This window comes from Arthrobacter sp. GAS37 (assembly GCF_044908325.1).
GTDB classification, from domain to species: Bacteria; Actinomycetota; Actinomycetes; order Actinomycetales; family Micrococcaceae; genus Arthrobacter; species Arthrobacter ramosus.
Genome location: NZ_JBIYDB010000038.1, coordinates 25735 through 41788, shown reverse-complemented (window position 1 = coordinate 41788; position 16054 = coordinate 25735). Strand labels below are relative to the sequence as shown.

General features: G+C 63.9%; 13 protein-coding genes, 1 tRNA gene and 1 riboswitch. All 14 genes read right to left on the bottom strand.

Going from position 1 to position 16054, the window contains the following annotated elements; all coding sequences use genetic code 11:
* The coding region (locus ABH924_RS20665; protein WP_404501835.1) for a DUF3417 domain-containing protein at positions 1 to 725 on the bottom strand (725 nt) is incomplete at its 3' end.
* A 543-nt stretch (positions 726 to 1268) separates the two neighbouring features.
* A complete protein-coding gene (locus ABH924_RS20660; protein WP_404501839.1) occupies positions 1269 to 2285 on the bottom strand; it encodes a LacI family DNA-binding transcriptional regulator in 1017 nt (338 codons plus the stop codon).
* A 292-nt stretch (positions 2286 to 2577) separates the two neighbouring features.
* Positions 2578 to 2653: transfer RNA gene (locus ABH924_RS20655), tRNA-Ala, on the bottom strand.
* A gap of 142 nt (positions 2654 to 2795) precedes the next feature.
* Positions 2796 to 3194: a ribosome silencing factor gene (gene rsfS, locus ABH924_RS20650; RefSeq protein WP_059389355.1), complete on the bottom strand. Its 399-nt coding sequence runs from the start codon at positions 3192 to 3194 to the stop codon at positions 2796 to 2798.
* Positions 3195 to 3257: 63 nt separating this feature from the next.
* The gene (locus ABH924_RS20645) at positions 3258 to 4502 is read right to left on the bottom strand and encodes a hypothetical protein (RefSeq protein WP_404501833.1); all 1245 of its coding nucleotides are present in this window, start codon (positions 4500 to 4502) and stop codon (positions 3258 to 3260) included.
* Between the two features lie 7 nt (positions 4503 to 4509).
* A complete protein-coding gene (nadD, locus tag ABH924_RS20640; RefSeq protein ID WP_268818916.1) occupies positions 4510 to 5139 on the bottom strand; it encodes a nicotinate-nucleotide adenylyltransferase in 630 nt (209 codons plus the stop codon).
* Between the two features lie 46 nt (positions 5140 to 5185).
* A complete protein-coding gene (locus ABH924_RS20635) occupies positions 5186 to 5419 on the bottom strand; it encodes a hypothetical protein (RefSeq protein ID WP_234749826.1) in 234 nt (77 codons plus the stop codon).
* A gap of 79 nt (positions 5420 to 5498) precedes the next feature.
* Positions 5499 to 6869 carry a glutamate-5-semialdehyde dehydrogenase gene (locus ABH924_RS20630; RefSeq protein ID WP_404501831.1) on the bottom strand — a complete coding sequence of 457 codons (1371 nt, stop codon included), beginning with the start codon at positions 6867 to 6869 and terminating at the stop codon, positions 5499 to 5501.
* Positions 6866 to 8056, bottom strand: coding sequence for a glutamate 5-kinase (gene proB / locus ABH924_RS20625; RefSeq protein ID WP_404501829.1), 1191 nt, complete (start codon positions 8054 to 8056; stop codon positions 6866 to 6868). The genes ABH924_RS20630 and proB overlap by 4 nt, the downstream gene beginning before the upstream one ends.
* Complete coding sequence (gene obgE / locus ABH924_RS20620) at positions 8046 to 9635, bottom strand: GTPase ObgE (RefSeq protein WP_404501827.1); 1590 nt, start codon at positions 9633 to 9635, stop codon at positions 8046 to 8048. Before obgE ends, proB begins: the two co-directional genes overlap by 11 nt.
* 144 nt (positions 9636 to 9779) lie before the next feature.
* Positions 9780 to 10043 carry a 50S ribosomal protein L27 gene (rpmA, locus tag ABH924_RS20615; protein WP_003803426.1) on the bottom strand — a complete coding sequence of 88 codons (264 nt, stop codon included), beginning with the start codon at positions 10041 to 10043 and terminating at the stop codon, positions 9780 to 9782.
* Positions 10044 to 10104: 61 nt separating this feature from the next.
* The gene (gene rplU / locus ABH924_RS20610) at positions 10105 to 10413 is read right to left on the bottom strand and encodes a 50S ribosomal protein L21 (RefSeq protein ID WP_028267456.1); all 309 of its coding nucleotides are present in this window, start codon (positions 10411 to 10413) and stop codon (positions 10105 to 10107) included.
* 420 nt (positions 10414 to 10833) lie between these two features.
* Positions 10834 to 12354, bottom strand: a complete 1521-nt coding sequence (gene thiD, locus ABH924_RS20605) for a bifunctional hydroxymethylpyrimidine kinase/phosphomethylpyrimidine kinase (RefSeq protein WP_404501825.1) — start codon at positions 12352 to 12354, stop codon at positions 10834 to 10836.
* Positions 12346 to 12442, bottom strand: a riboswitch (TPP riboswitch). Its footprint overlaps the gene before it by 9 nt.
* A gap of 148 nt (positions 12443 to 12590) precedes the next feature.
* Positions 12591 to 15731, bottom strand: a complete 3141-nt coding sequence (locus ABH924_RS20600; protein ID WP_404501823.1) for an Rne/Rng family ribonuclease — start codon at positions 15729 to 15731, stop codon at positions 12591 to 12593.
* Between the last annotated feature and the right edge of the window lie 323 nt (positions 15732 to 16054).

Here is a 16054-nt window from a genome sequence, read left to right as displayed (position 1 = left end):
CCGCCGTAGAGCCGGTCCGTGATCCCGCGCGCGGCGTCGTCGTTGGCCGGAACGTTCGAGTCGAGCAGCAGCAGCGGCACGCGCCCGACGTCGGCCCGCCAGATGTGCGCCCGCAGCGTCCGGTCACCGGGCAGGGGAAGTGTGACTAGCGCCGGCGAACCGTCTTCCTCACGCAGCATTGTCAGAGGCAGGCCGTCCGGGTCAAGGACCGGGTAGGTTTCCTGCTGCCAGGCGTCCCGGGAAAGGGACTGCTTGAAGTAGCCCGCCTGGTAAAGCAGCCCGACGCCGATCAACGGCACGCCCAGGTCCGAGGCGGCTTTCAGGTGGTCCCCGGCCAGGATCCCGAGGCCGCCGGAATACTGCGGGAGCACCTCCGTGATGCCGAACTCCGGCGAGAAATAGGCGATGCACGCCGGAGCATCCGGACCCAGTCCCTGGTACCAGCGCGGCTCGCTCAGGTACCGGTCCAGGTCCGCAGCCGCGTGCTGGACACGCTCAATGACTGCGCCATCCGCTGCGAGTTCATGCAGTTCTTCGCGGCTGACCAGGCCCAGAAAGGTCATGGGGTCATGATTGCTTTGCTCCCAGGCCTCGGGATTCAGCGCGGAAAACAGTTCACGCGTCGGCAAATGCCAGGACCAACGCAAGTTCTTCGCCAGTCGTGCCAATGGGGCGATTGCTTCCGGCAGAACCGTTCGGACCGTGAACCGTCGAATCGCTTTCACTTCCGGCCACCTTCGAACGCGGACAGGGCCGGTTTGGTCAACGTTTCCATGCGGTGTACCTCCAAGAGGTTGTTGTGATGATTAGGGTGATGTTGGCTAGGGGTGAGGCCACCAGGGCGCCGGGTGAGGAGGCTTCTACGGCTACCACCGGCACAGGGCAAGCGCTTACATACTGCGAGCGGGCGTCATTGTCCTCTCGGGCGCAGGGTCCTGAAACTCAGACGCAGGCGGCGGTCTCCGGGTCCTGTCCTCGCACTATTCCGGGGCGTGACATCGACCGCATCTTCAACACGCAGTACTGGTACCGAATGATTCCAAGCACGACTTACTTCCTTAGTCTCCGGGAACTCTGATCGGTGACCATCCGCCATGTTGTATCAGGAGGAATCTCATCGCCGTTCGTCGACGCGCCTTGTCGACGCGGGTCGATGGCTCGACAGTAGTTGGCGGCGCAATGGTGTGTCAAATGTCACAATCACGTGTGATCGGACCGCGTAATGATTGCGTCGAATTGGCGGATTACCCCCAACCGGCGAGGTGATTCTACGACTGGGTAGCGCGTGCCACGGCGGTGCTTTCGCGCAACGTCAGCACCGGTTCTGCCAGCCACTGCTGGGCATCCGTGCCTTCACTCTTCAGGCGTCGGGAAAGGAATTGTGCTGCCTCACGCCCCATTAACCTCGGTTCGGCGGACGCCGTCGTCAGGGCAGGCATGAAGCGCTCCGCGGAACCGGCACTGGTGTTGATCGCGACAAGGGAGAGAAACTCGGGGACTCGCCAACCGTGGGCCGCCGCAGCACCCAGAAGGCCAGCAGTAGCCGCTTCGTTGATCATCACGAGTCCGGTGGTCTCCGGGGACACTTCCAGAATTTGTCCGAACACCTCGCGGCCACCGGCGAGTGAGCTCGTGGTTGGGAACAGCCGAGCAGTGATGCCGTGCCGCGACGCGGCAGCTGCCACGGCATCCCAGGATCGGACCATCGGGCCGTAGCCGGTGTCCAGGGACTCACGCGAATGCGTCACGAGGCCGATTTCCGTGTGCCCCAGGCTGACGAGGTGCGAGACTGCCAGCTCGCCCATGGCTTCAAAATCCGCGTCGACGAATGTCAGGCCAGCGGCATCCGCTGGCCGTCCGATCGTGACGAATGGAACACCCGTTTCCAGTAGGACTGGAATTCTTTCGTCGAATGACCTGACTTCCATAAGGAGGATTCCATCGACCAGGCCCTGGGCAACGATCCGCTGCATCTCGCCTAGGTCGTCGGGGTCCATTGGCCACAGAAGAAGATGGTATCCGTCGACGCGCGCTTGTTCGGCAGCACCTTGAACGTATTCGAATTCCGTGGTGTTCATGCCTTGCTCCCCGACCGGGAAAATCAAGGAGACGATGCCCGTCCGCTTGCCGGCCAAACCCTGGGCGAGCAGGTTCGGCGTATAGCCAAGGTCGGCCATGGCCTTCAGGATGCGCTCGCGCGTTTCGGGTGCAATCGGCCGAACACCACTGAGGGCGTAGGACACGGTGCTCCTGGAAACGCGGGCTACCCGCGCAACATCGGCCATAGTTACCAAGGACTATCCCCCTGTATTGTCGGTGGCTGCTCGGCGATGGACCCTCGAATGACCGCGATCCGCCGGACGGTAATGCCTCATAGTAAACCGTAATCGGTTGGCAAAGTGTTGCAGGCGTGCTGAGCCCACTGTTGCATACACTCAACAGCCAAGCGAGGACGGGTCCGGGCCTTCCGCGTCCACGGCACGAAAAAGGGAACCACCCGCTAAGGTGATTCCCTTTCACAAAACTGAGGCCCTGCCCGGAACATGAATCTAGTTCACGTTCCAGGCAAGGCCTCCATGGTGGAGCTGAGGGGACTCGAACCCCTGACCCCCTGCATGCCATGCAGGTGCGCTACCAGCTGCGCCACAGCCCCATATTTTCGCTGCTCCGCGAACCGTGAACTGGCTTGAAATGCCGTCCAGTTTTCGGATTCCTCCGAAGCAACTCAAATATCTTAGAACAGCATTTCCGAAAATTCCAAATCGGGCATATTCAGTTGGTTTGCGGCCTGGAGCCTAGGATTCCTCGACCGCGGGAGCCTTCGCCGAGGCGTCGTCACCGAGCTCCAGATCCACTACCGGGCAGTCTTTCCACAGGCGTTCCAAGGCGTAGAAGACCCTGTCCTCGGAGTGCTGGACGTGCACCACGATGTCAGCGTAGTCCAATAGGACCCAGCGCCCCTCGGAACGCCCTTCGCGGCGGACGGGGCGCAGATCCTGCTTGAGCAGTTCTTCCTCAATGCCGTCGACGATGGCATTGACCTGGCGTTCGGTCGGGGCCGAGGCGATCAGGAAGACGTCAGTCAGGGCCAGACGTTCGCTGACGTCCAAGGCGATGATGTCCTCGGCCAGCTTGTCCGCTGCCGCGCGGGCGGCGTGGCGGGCCAAGAGGACGGATTGTTCATGTGCAGTCACGGGACTCCTTGTATGCGGCTTCGAGAATAAACGAAGCCTGTTTGGTGGCAAAAGCCGTTATGGTCAGCGGGAAAGTCCGCTGGTGATCATGATGATGCCCGCAATCAGGGCGATGGCTCCGATGCCAACGAGTCCCAGGACCAGAAGCCGGGTACGCTGGGCGCGCCCAAGTCCCGCCGTCGCGGCGTCGAGCGGTTCAAGTCCGTAAGCCGAACTTGCCGAAATGGGCGGATGCTCGGCCGCTTCCGCGAACGCTTCGCCATCTGGTGCGGAGTCCGACGCCGGGCGTCGACCTGCCGCTTTCGCAGCGGCCTCCGCGCGCGCCAGCACTCCTGCGCGGCCGCGCAGGCTGCGCGGCTTGCCCGACGCCGACTGCCCGGGCTTCAGTTTCGGCGCAGGGGAGGTCACGAGAGGAACAAAGGTGGTGCCGGGCGGTTTCATGACGGGACGCTCGAGTCCCGGAACCTTCACGAATTCAAGGGGCGTCACCATGGCCAGGTTGCTGGCCACGGAAGGTTCGGCACGGACCGGACCGGAAGGACGGCTGTTCTGCTCGGCTAGCTTCTGCTTGGCGATCGCCCTCTTGTTGAGGATCGCCTCGCGTTCAGCCTGGGCGATTTGTTCGGCCAAAGCCTCTGGGTCCGCCGGCTCAGCGTCGGCACCGGAAACCCCGGATTCAGCGGCCGGGACTTTCTGCACCGCTGATTCCATTGCGGCGATGTGCTCAAGTTTGTTGGACTGATTGTTCGCTTGGGCGGCAAGGAGCTCACGGGCCATCAAGGCCTGCTCCACGGTCATTTCCGGCGCACCGGGAGGAGGGCCCGCCGTAACGCGGACACCGCCGCCAGGCGATATGCCCGGGCGATCCGGGCCAGCCTGCTGCCTGCCGGAAGTCTGGACGGGGACGCTCGATGTCCTCGGCCCGGATCCTGGTGCCGGGACAACGGGGATCGCCGAGGTGCCCGGGGCAACTTCTTCCTGCAATTCCTGGAGGCGCAACTGACGGCGCGTGGGCGGGCCGCCGCGGGAAAGCTGCTGCTCCTTATCCGCGAGTTCCTTGATGGCGCGGAGGGCGGCACGGTCGCGTGCACGCGCCTGGGAAGAACGTTCCGAGGCAGGTTTGGCGTCCAGAGGAGCATCGGCCACCCGGCGCACCCGATTGACCGAAGCGCCACCGGACGCATGGTTGGGATCGTCGGAGGCAACGGCCTCGGCTACTGCGGGACGTGCGCCGGTTTCTTCCAGGCGCGCGTCCCGGGCTCGTCGAAGCTCGCGCCGGCTAGGGATGGGGGGCTGTTCCTGGCTCATTCAAAACTCACTCGGTACGGGCTTGGTGTTCTGGTCCGGTCATAGCATGCAGAGGCTCCCCCATGCCGGGTTTGCCCGAGTACAGCCTGTATTTGGCGATGTACTGCACTACTCCGTCAGGTACGAGGTACCAGACCGGATTGCCTGCACCCACGCGGGCACGGCAATCCGTCGAAGAAATCGCCATGGCGGGCACTTCCAACAGACTGACGTCCTCCCTGCCCATGCCATCAAGAACATGACCGGGCCGGGTGACACCGACAAAATGCGCCAAGGACCAAAGCTCATCGACATCTTTCCACGACAGGATCTGCGCCAAGGCGTCAGCGCCCGTGATGAAGAACAGGTCCGCATCCGGCCGCTGGGTCCGGAGATCCCGCAGTGTATCGATCGTGAACGTGGGACCGGGGCGGTCCACGTCCACGCGGCTCACCGTGAAATTGGGGTTCGAAGCCGTGGCAATGACCGTCATCAAGTACCGGTGCTCGGCTTCGCTGACCTGCTTGTGCGATTTCTGCCAAGGCTGTCCGGTGGGCACGAAGACCACCTCGTCCAAGCGGAACTTGGCAGCAACCTCACTGGCAGCAACCAAGTGGCCGTGGTGAATGGGATCGAAGGTCCCACCCATCACGCCCAAGCGAAGTCGGCGCCCCGTTTCCTCGAAGGGTTTTGCGGCGGAAATGTTAGTGACCCAGCCCTGGGTGCTTGGCCGGGTGCTGGCGGTGCGGATCCGAGTGCTCGTCAACGGCGTCGTGACGGTTGCCAAGGTTCGTGTAGGAGACTGCCACAAACATCAGGACCAGGAGGATGGAGAAGATGGTGATGCCGAAGACGAAAGGAGGAGCCCACAACGGCGCCGGCGCCTCGCTCTCGCCCCCTTGAGTGAGAATTGAAATGGCGATCTGCTGAAACTGCATTTTCTCCCCTAGCGGTTCAAAGGATTTCGACGGCGGATCCTCCCACCGTTCAGGACTTCTGTTCTATGTTACAGCGTCGCTAGCCGCGGACCTGGCCTTCACCCTGGACAATCCACTTGGTGGTGGTCAACTCCGTGAGGCCCATCGGACCGCGTGCGTGCAGCTTCTGGGTAGAGATTCCTACCTCGGCACCGAGGCCGAGCTCGCCTCCGTCGGTGAAACGCGTGGAAGCGTTCACAATGACCGCCGCAGAGTCGATGTCCGCAATGAACTTCTCGGCGTTCGCCAGATTGTTCGTCAGGATGGCCTCCGTGTGGCCCGTCGACCATTTACGGATGTGCGCGACTGCCTCGTCGAGGTTGTCCACCATGGCAACGGCGAGGTCAAGGTCCATGTATTCCGTGGCCCAATCGACGTCGTCGGCAGGGACTGTGTCCACGGAACCGGACAGCGCCGCTTGAATCCGGGAGTCGACATGCAGGGTGACCCCGGCAGAGCGCAAGGCGGTGGCGACAGCGGGCAGCACGGTGGATTTCGAGTGCACCAGGAGAGTCTCCACAGTGTTGCAAACGCTGGGACGCTGGGTCTTGGCGTTAAGCAGGATATCGACGGCCATCTCTTCGCTGGCGGACTCGTCGATGAAGATATGCACATTTCCTTCGCCGGTCTCAATGACGGGCACGGAAGAGTTGTTCACCACAGTCTGAATCAGCTCGCGTCCACCACGGGGAATCAGCACGTCCACCCGGCCGCGGGCACGCATCAGGACGTTCGCGCCCTCGCGGCCGAATTGGTCCACGCTCTGAACGGCGTCGGCGGGAAGGCCCACGGATTCCAACGCATCGCGGAGGATGGTCACCAGGGCTGCGTTGGTGTGGGCAGCAGCCGATCCGCCGCGCAGGATCACCGCATTTCCGCTCTTCAAGGCGAGCCCGGCGATGTCGACCGTGACGTTGGGGCGGGCCTCATAGATAGCCGCGACTACTCCCATGGGCACATTGACCTGGCGCAAGCGCAGTCCGTTGGGGAGGGTCTGGCCTCGGACGACATTGCCCACGGGATCGGGCAGGCCCGCCAGGTTTTCAAGGGCCGCGACAAGGCCGTCGATGCGGGCGGAAGTCAGGGTGAGACGGTCCAGCATGGCTGCGGAGGTTCCGTTGTTGCGGCCGGACTCAACATCCTTGGCGTTGGCAGCGAGAATGGACTCCTGCTGTTCCCGGAGGGCTGCGCCGATCGCGTGCAGGGCGCGGTCCTTCCAGGCACGGTTCGCCTGGGCCATGTGCCGGGCGGCATGCCGTGAGCGGTCCGCAATCGAATGCACGGCCGCCTCTACTTGCTCGGGGGTGAGCGGCGCGTTTCCCGTCTCCGGAGTTTCCGGCACCTGGGCGGCATTGCCGGAAGCCAGGGCGTCAGTCATCAGAGGAGAATCAGGGGTAAGGGCCTCAGTCATTCTCCCAGTTTAGTGGAGCGGGCCTGCTGGACCAGTACGAGGTCGTCAACATGAACAACTACGCGGTCATATCCGCGGCCAAGGTCCTTCGCGAGCTCCTTGGTTGAACGGCCAAGCATACGGGGAAGCTCTTCCGCCGAGTAGTTCACCAGTCCCCTGGCAATCACTGTGCCCTCGGCGGAAACCATCTCCACGGGGTCGCCCGGCTCGAAGTCTCCCTGCACCGACGATATTCCGGCGGGCAACAGCGAGGTGTGGCGGTCGCGCACGGCCTTGACGGCGCCGTCGTCGAGCACCAAACGGCCCCGAACCGAAGCGAGGTGGGCCAGCCACAGCAGCCGGACGGGTTTGCGGTTGCCGTTGATGGCGAACCACGTTCCCACGTCCTCGCCTGCCAGCGCGGCGGCGGCATTGGCCGTGGACGTCACAAGGGCGTGGATACCGGAGCCTGCGGCGATGGACGCCGCCTCCACCTTGGTGGTCATGCCGCCGGTTCCGACGCCGGCCTTGCCGGCCTTGCCGATAGTCACCCCGACGAGGTCATCGGGACCGGTGACGAGCGGAATGCGCTTGGCACCCAACGACGGCGGACCGTCGTACAGGGCGTCGACGTCGGAAAGCAGGACCAGCGCATCCGCCCGCACAAGGTGCGCCACCAAAGCGGCCAGACGATCGTTGTCACCGAAGCGGATTTCGTGCGTTGCCACGGTGTCGTTTTCGTTCACGACGGGCACGACGCCGAGGTTCAGCAAACGGTCCAGCGCCCGGTATGCGTTGCTGTGCTGCGTGCGCCGCATCAAGTCATCCGCAGTCAACAGGACTTGGCTGACCGTGACCCCGTGCGCAGAAAAAGCCTGCGAATAGCGCGCCATCAAAAGCCCTTGACCCACACTGGCCGCAGCCTGCTGCGTGGCGAGGTCTTTGGGACGCTTGGCGAGGCCGAGCGGTGCCAGGCCCGCCGCGATGGCACCGGAAGAGACCAGGATGATCTCCGTCCCGGAATTGCGCTTCTCGGCCAAGGCGTGGACGAGTGCCGTCAGCGCTTTCTCCGAGATGCCGCCTTTGATGCTGGTCAGCGAGGACGAACCTACCTTGACGACGATCCGCTTGGCGCCGGCCAGTGCCTGGCGTTCGGCGGCGTCGTCGCCTTCAGTGACGTCAGCGATTCGGGCCGTGCTAGTCGTCATTTTCGGCTTCCAGGCCGCTTTCCTTCAGGGGCTTGGGTAGACGACGACCGCTGACGGACTCAGTCCAGATGCCCGCCTTGCGCTCGGCTTCAAGCTCGGCCCGCGCTGCAGCCTTTGCCTCGCGGCGCTCGAGCTGCTCATCGCGCTTCTGCGATCGCGTGGGGCGGTCGCCGATGTCGGCAACCCGGATGTCGGTTCCTCGAGGCGTCGCCAGGAGTTCGGCGCCCGCCATCATGGTGGGCTCCCAGTCGAACACGACGCCGTCCTCTTCGCCGATCACGACGGTGTCGCCCGGGATCGCACCCATCTTGAACAGCTCGTTTTCGATGCCGAGCTTCGCCAGGCGATCGGCAAGGTAGCCGATGGCTTCTTCGTTGGTGAAGTCGGTCTGCTTGACCCAGCGGACCGGCTTCTCCCCCAGCACGCGGAAGAGCGGCTCAAGGTTCTTTTCCTCGCGGCGGATCTTGAAGCCGGACTCATTGACCGCACGAGGGCGGAGGACGGGCGCTGCGACCTTGGGAGGCGCAGTAGCAACGGCCTTGCGGGCGGCCATGACGATCTCGCCCATGGCGAAGCTCAGTTGGCGCAGGCCTTCATGGCTCGTGGCGGAGACTTCGAAGACGTGGTAGCCGCGCTGTTCCAGTTCGGGACGGACGAACTCGGCCATGTCCCGACCATCAGGCAGGTCCACCTTATTCAGGACAACAAGCTTGGGCCGTTCGTTCAGGGGGACCACTTCGCCGTCAACGCCGGCGTAGCTCATGTCCACCGCGTACTTGTCCAGCTCTTGCTCGATGATCGCAAGATCCGAGAGCGGATCCCTGTCCGCTTCCAAGGTTCCGCAGTCCAGCACGTGCACCAGCGCGGCACAACGCTCCACGTGGCGCAGGAAGTTGTGGCCGAGGCCCTTGCCCTCGCTCGCGCCCTCGATCAGCCCGGGAACGTCTGCAATGGTGAACCGGACCTCACCGGCCTGGACCACGCCAAGGTTGGGGATCAGGGTAGTGAACGGGTAGTCGGCGATCTTGGGCCGCGCCGCTGACATCGCCGCGACAAGGCTGGACTTGCCTGCGGAGGGGAAGCCAACCAGCGCGATGTCCGCGATGGACTTCAATTCCAGGACGATGTCGCTGGAGTCGCCTTCAGTGCCGAGGAGGGCGAAACCGGGAGCCCTGCGCTTCTGCGAAGACAACGAAGAGTTACCAAGGCCGCCCAGGCCGCCTGCAGCGGCGATGAACTCGGTGCCTTCACCTACCAGGTCAGCAAGGACAACGCCGTCCTTGGTCTTGACCACGGTGCCGTCCGGGACGGGAAGCACCAGGGTTTCACCGTTCTTGCCGCCGCGCCAGTCGCCCATGCCGGGGCCACCGTTGGTTGCGTGGCGGTGCGGTGCGTGGTGGTAGTCAAGCAAAGTGGTGGTCTGGGCATCAACGCGCAGGATGACGTCGCCGCCATTACCGCCGTTGCCGCCGTCGGGTCCGCCGAGGGGCTTGAACTTCTCGCGCTTAACAGAGACACAGCCGTGGCCGCCTGTTCCGCCGGATACGTGAAGTACTACCCGGTCTACGAAGGTCGCCACGTGTTTCTCCTCTATGTGGAAATTACTGCTTGAAGTGCGTGTTGCGGGCTGATGCGCCGCCGCCCGCCCTAGTAAATTCTAGTGCGGTTAAAAAGACAGATGGAGCGGGCCATACGGCCCGCTCCACCCGTTCAGAACGTGTTATTACTCTGCAGCTGCAGCAGCAACGATGTTCACTACGCGACGGCCGCGGCGAGTACCGAACTCAACCGCACCTGCCTGCAGGGCGAACAGGGTGTCGTCGCCACCGCGGCCGACACCGGCGCCCGGGTGGAAGTGGGTGCCGCGCTGGCGGACGATGATCTCGCCCGCGGAAACGACCTGGCCACCGAAGCGCTTTACGCCGAGGTACTGGGCGTTGGAGTCACGACCGTTGCGAGTGGAGCTCGCGCCTTTTTTATGTGCCATTTGAAATGCCTGCCTTTAAAATTCTGGGGAATCTGTTGAAAACCTGAACAGCAACCAGTGGTTACTTGATACCGGTGATCTTGATCTTGGTCAGTTCTTGACGGTGACCCTGGCGCTTCTTGTAGCCGGTCTTGTTCTTGAACTTCTGGATGACGATCTTCGGACCACGGAGGTCTTCGAGGATCTCAGCCGTAACCTTGACCTTGGCCAGATCCGCAGCAGCGGAGGTGACCTTGTCACCGTCCACCAGGAGCAGTGCGGGCAGCTCAAGGGTGCTGCCGGCTCCACCGGGGACGCGGTTCAGGGTTACGTAGTCTCCAACGGAAACCTTTTCTTGGCGGCCGCCTGCGCGGACAATCGCGTACACCACTTGGGCACTCACTTCTCTCGACGTTTATTACTAAATTTGCGTGCGGAACCCCGATCCGAAAACGGGCCTGGTTCACGCTGTGCCTCAACGCCGTGGACTCCGGTACGGAATCCATGAGTCATCCCTCGAATAGTTCCAAATGAAAGGTCAGTTCCAAATGAACGGTTTCTGGGGGCATAACCCAAGTGTTGGCGTAAGCACCGAAGATCTAGATTACGCTAGTTTCGCCTTCGGCTGCAAATGAGGCCAGGTCCGGGGGCTGCCACGTGATGACTGCCACAGACTGGCTATGCGCCACCCGGTACCGTGCCCGTCCACCTTACCCTGCCGGCCGGGAAAAGCTCGGATCCTCAGTCCGACACGCTGCAGCGCCCGCCGGAACGGGCGCTTCATCCTGTCCTTCCCCGGCAGGAACCGGGTTCAGCCGTGCAACCTTGGAGCATCGAAGAACGCCGTTTCGTAACGGCAGGATTGGGCAAACGCCTCCATCATGGCGGCACGCTCCGCAGGTGTTGCGGCCTGCGCGGCGGCGTCTGTGATGTCGATCGCCTTGCGCGTGGCCTCGGCGAACGCCTCGTCTGCGTAGGTACGCAGCCAGTCCGCATAAGGGTGCTCGTCCGACGCTCCCGCCTGTATATAGCCATGGTGGAGCTGCTGTCCCACCTCGGCGTACAACCAGTAGCAAGGCAGCACGGCAGCCAGCAGGACGGCATAGCTGCCCGACGCCGACGCCGCAAGCAAGTGGTCCACGTAGGCCTTGGTGACCGGGCCCAGCTCTCCGCTTACCTGGCGTCCGCTGAGCCAATTCCGATGCAGCTCGGACTCGACTTCAAGGCACATCTGCGAGCCGCGGGCCCAGAACAGCTGTTCGGTTTCGCTTGGGGCGAGGGCGCTTGCCCGCGCCAGGACCCGGGAATAGCCGTTGAGATAGATGGCATCCTGCGACAGGTAATAGCTGAATTGCGCTTCGCTGAGCCCACCGGATTGCAAATCCTGGATGAAGTCCAAGCCATAAATGGCCCCAAGTTCCGTTTGGGCGGCGTCCCACATCCGGACGGCAAAATCGCCCGGTTGAAGGGCGTGCTGGAGCGCGTGGAAATGATGGATCGGCCCGTTGCCCTTCCCCACTTCCAGCACCTCGGACTGGGACAGCGCCTCCTGAAGCCAAGGCTTGACCACACGCAAGGCGGACTCCCAATCGCCGAGCCGCGCCTTGGCCGTCGCCATCGCCGACGACAGGGAACACCCCGTGCCATGGCTGTTGCGGGTCTCCACGCGTTGGCCGGCGAATTCCACCACGTCCTGGCTCAGGACTCCCCCGGTGTTGACCAGGGCGTCGGGGCAGCCGGCTCCCTGAAGATGGCCACCCTTCACCAGGACGGTGTTCCCACAGGCGGCAGCCAGGCGTTTGCCTTGCTCCAACGCCGATGCCCAGTCAGTGGCTTCAGGTTCGCCAAGCAGCATGGCCAATTCAGGAAGGTTGGGGGTCACCAAGTCAGCGAGGGGCAGAAGTTCCCGCAGGGCAGTTTCAGCAGACTCCGCCAGGAGCCGGTCGCCGCTGGTGGCGATCATCACCGGATCCAGCACGACGACGGCGGGACGCGCCTCGCCGAGCCAGCGGCGGACTTCGTGGATGACCGCCGCGTCCCCGAGCATGCCGATCTTGACGGCATCAACCGTGACGTCGTCGCTAATGGCGTCCAACTGCTGGCGCAGGAACTCCACGGGAGGCACGTGGACGGCAGTGACTCCCTGGGTGTTCTGCACGGTGAGCGCCGTGATGACGGCCATGCCATAGCCGCCGTTGGCCGCGATGCTCTTCAGGTCTGCCTGGATCCCGGCACCACCCGAAGGATCCGAGCCGGCAATGCTGAGGACCCTCGGGATAGGTCGCCGGACGGCCTTGAGCGGGTAGACGGCTGATTGCGCCGAAACTGTCATGCGAGACATCCCTTCGCCGGTGCTAACCGGACAGGTTCAACGGGTCTGGTCTCAGCCGGCTTGGTGCGCGGCACCCCGTGTCAGTCCCCTAGCTTAACCCGGATCACACCTCGCCCGCTGAAATCCCCCTTTGCAACCGCACTGTGGGGAGGTCCGGTGGATTGGCCGGCAACGCCGAAGCCCCGGCGGTTTCCACAGGAGCGGAAACGGCCGGGGCTTCGGACAGGGTACTGCGCTTAGAGTTCGGACTTGGGCACGCCGACTCCGAGGATGATCGGTTCCGCTGCCGCCGTCGCCTTCGCGGGAGCCGCGTCCGTCGCCTTGGCCTCGTGCGCGGCCCCACCGGAGGCAGCCGCGGCAACCTCGTGGTGCTCCACGTTGGTGGCGTTGGCGGAACCCTGGGCCCGGCTGGCACTACGGTTGCGGCGGCCTCGGCGTCCACGCGAACCCGATTCCCCGGATTCTCTGCTTGCAACGCCCGCGGGGGCACCTGCGGGCGCTTCCTTGGCTTCTGTTGCCGTCGCCGCGGTGTCCGGAGCTTCTCCAAGGCCCGCGAATGCCTGTGCCAACAGATCCAGGCTCATGGCAGGTGCACCACTCGCCGGCTCCTCTTCGTGGTGGACGAAGGGCAACGCAACTTCCTCGCCGCCGAATCGCAGCACAGGCTTCGAACGTTCCTCGCTACTCGAAGCAGCGGCGGGAGCCTGGACCGGGGCCGCCGGGGCCTGGACCGGGGTGGCTTCCGCTACGTGCCGGTCGGCGAGCAATTCCGCCGCGTGGTGGAGCTCGTCGTCGTGCAGGTGGGCAGCGTGGGCTGCAGCCGCGATGGTGGCAAGGGCTGCGCGGGTGGCCGCCTGGCGATTCGGATCAGTGGATTCCACTGTATGGACCGGAACAGGAGGGGTGATCGGAAGCTCGGCCGTCCCCTGCCCTGTCCCCCTGCCGCGGCGACGCTTGCGCTGCTCCGGGCGGACGGCCGGCTGTGATTCCGTCCGCGGGTGGTGGTGTTCAGCGGCCACCACGTTGGCCCGACGGTGCTCCACAGGCTCGTCGTGCGTGACGATTCCACGACCGGCGCACGTTTCGCACTGCTCGCCGAAGACCTCAAGCAGGCCGGTGCCCATGCGCTTGCGGGTCATCTGCACCAATCCAAGCGACGTCACTTCGGCGACCTGGTGCTTGGTGCGGTCCCGGCCGAGGCACTCGACCATGCGGCGCAACACGAGATCGCGGTTGGATTCCAGGACCATGTCGATGAAGTCGATGACGATGATTCCGCCGATATCGCGCAAGCGAAGCTGGCGCACCACTTCCTCGGCAGCCTCAAGGTTGTTCTTGGTGACGGTTTCCTCAAGGTTGCCACCGCTGCCGGTGAACTTCCCAGTGTTGACGTCAACAACCGTCATGGCCTCGGTGCGGTCGATCACGAGCGAACCACCGGAGGGCAGGAAGACCTTGCGCTCCAATGCCTTGTGGATCTGTTCGTCCACGCGCCATGCCGAGAAAATGTCCTGATCCGAGGTCCACTTTTCGAGGCGTCCCACCAGATCGGGCGCCACATAGGTGACGTAGGCCTCGATGGTGTCCCAGGCTTCATCGCCGGAGACGATGAGCTTGGAGAAGTCCTCGTTGAAGACGTCGCGGACAACCTTGATGGTGAGGTCCGGTTCGCCGTACAGCACTTCCGGGGCCAGGACCTTGGTGGAGGTGGACTGGCTTTCGATGCCTTCCCACTGGGCCCGCAGGCGGTTGATATCGTGCGTCAGCTCTTCCTCGGAAGCACCCTCGGCGGCGGTGCGGACAATGACGCCCGCGTTCTCCGGGAGGCGATCCTTGAGGATCTTCTTCAGACGGTTGCGCTCGACGTCGGGCAGCTTGCGGGAAATACCGGTCATTGAACCGCCGGGCACGTACACAAGGTAGCGGCCAGGAAGCGAAATCTGGCTCGTCAGGCGTGCGCCCTTGTGGCCCACGGGGTCCTTGGTGACCTGGACCAGCACGGAATCGCCTGATTTCAGGGCGTTTTCGATGCGGCGAGGTTTGCCTTCCAGGGTAACGGCATCCCAGTTGACTTCACCGGCGTACAGCACGGCGTTGCGGCCGCGTCCGATGTCCACGAACGCAGCTTCCATCGACGGCAGCACGTTCTGGACCTTGCCCAGGTAGACGTTGCCGATCAGGGAATCCTGCTGTGTCTTCGACACGAAGTGCTCCGCGAGCACGCCGTCTTCCAGGACGCCGATCTGGATCCTGTCGTCGCGCTGGCGGACGATCATTTGGCGGTCGACGGACTCACGGCGGGCCAGGAATTCGGCCTCGGTGATGACCTGGCGGCGGCGGCCGGTCTCGCGGGACTCGCGGCGGCGCTGCTTCTTGGCTTCAAGGCGGGTGGAGCCCTTGACGCTCGTCACGCGGTCGGAGCCGGTGGTGGACTCAACGTGCGCGCGGGGAGCGCGGACACGGGTGACGGTGTTGGGGGGATCGTCGTCTCCGCCGCCCGTCAGCTCCAAGTCCTGATCGCCACGACGGCGACGCCGACGACGGCGGGAAGTCACGCCTTCTTCGAGGACTTCCTCAGTACCGGCTTCTGCCTCGTCCTCGGACTCCGCGGACGTTTCTTCTCCCGCGGCTTCATCACGCTCGTTGCCCCGGCGTCCACGACGCCCACGGCTGCGACGCCGACGGCGGCTGCCGGCTTCGTCCAGTTCGTTGTCCTCGGAAACTTCTTCAGCGTCAGCCTGCGGTTCTTCTTCGACGACGGCCGGCCTGGCAACTGCGCTCAAGTCCGGTGCCTGGAAGATCATGGAGGTGACGGACCCAGGTTCCAGGAACAGCGAAGCGATCGGGCTTGCAGCTTCCGCCTCGACGGCCGGCTCCTCGGTGCTTTCCTCGGGCGCAATCTCCGCAGCCTGCGGCTCCGCAGTGGTTTCCTCGGCCGCAACCTCAGCAGCCGGCGTTTCAACCGGGGCTTCTTCAGCGACGGGCTCGGCGCTCTTTGCCCTCGTCGTACGACGGCGGCGGACTGGCTTTTCGGGGGCAGCTTCGGCCCCCGCCGCCATTTCAGCCTCGACGACGGGAACCTCCGGCGCCTCGCGACCTTCCGTGGAAGCTTCTGCAGCGAAACCTGGCAGCGGCTCGGGAGTTTCGACCTTCTTTCGAGCCCTGGTGCGCCGGACAGGAGCCTTGGGCGCTTCGATGTCCGTCGCTTCGGCGAGGGGCTCAGCGGCGGCTGCGGCAGCTCCGGCGTCGGGGGCTTCATCCGCGGCGACCGTCTTCGGTGCCGCCTTGCGGCGGGTGCGGGTAACCTTTTTGGGTGCTTCGGTGGTCTCGGTGGACGCCGCATCTTCGGCGGCGGCTACAACTTGCTCGTTATCCATATGTGGCAACACTCCTGCCCTTGCGCAACCGCCACATCCGGTGCCCAGAGGGGCAATATTGTCAAAACCCGCAGGCGTTGACAGAAGTCAGTAGTAGTCTTTCCGGTTCGCACCAGCATGGGGGTGCGGCATCCACGGAAAGCCGGCTTCGCTCCAAACCCGTTGTTCTAATGCCACAACCAGGTGCCGTCCATTGCCACTGCGGCCCTACCGGGGATCATTGGATCCTGGGCATGCCCTGCATATGACTGGCGGTCTTGGGAACAAGATACCGGACCGGATTCCGCATGTGGATCGGCTTCCGGCCATGTTCATTCTCTCAC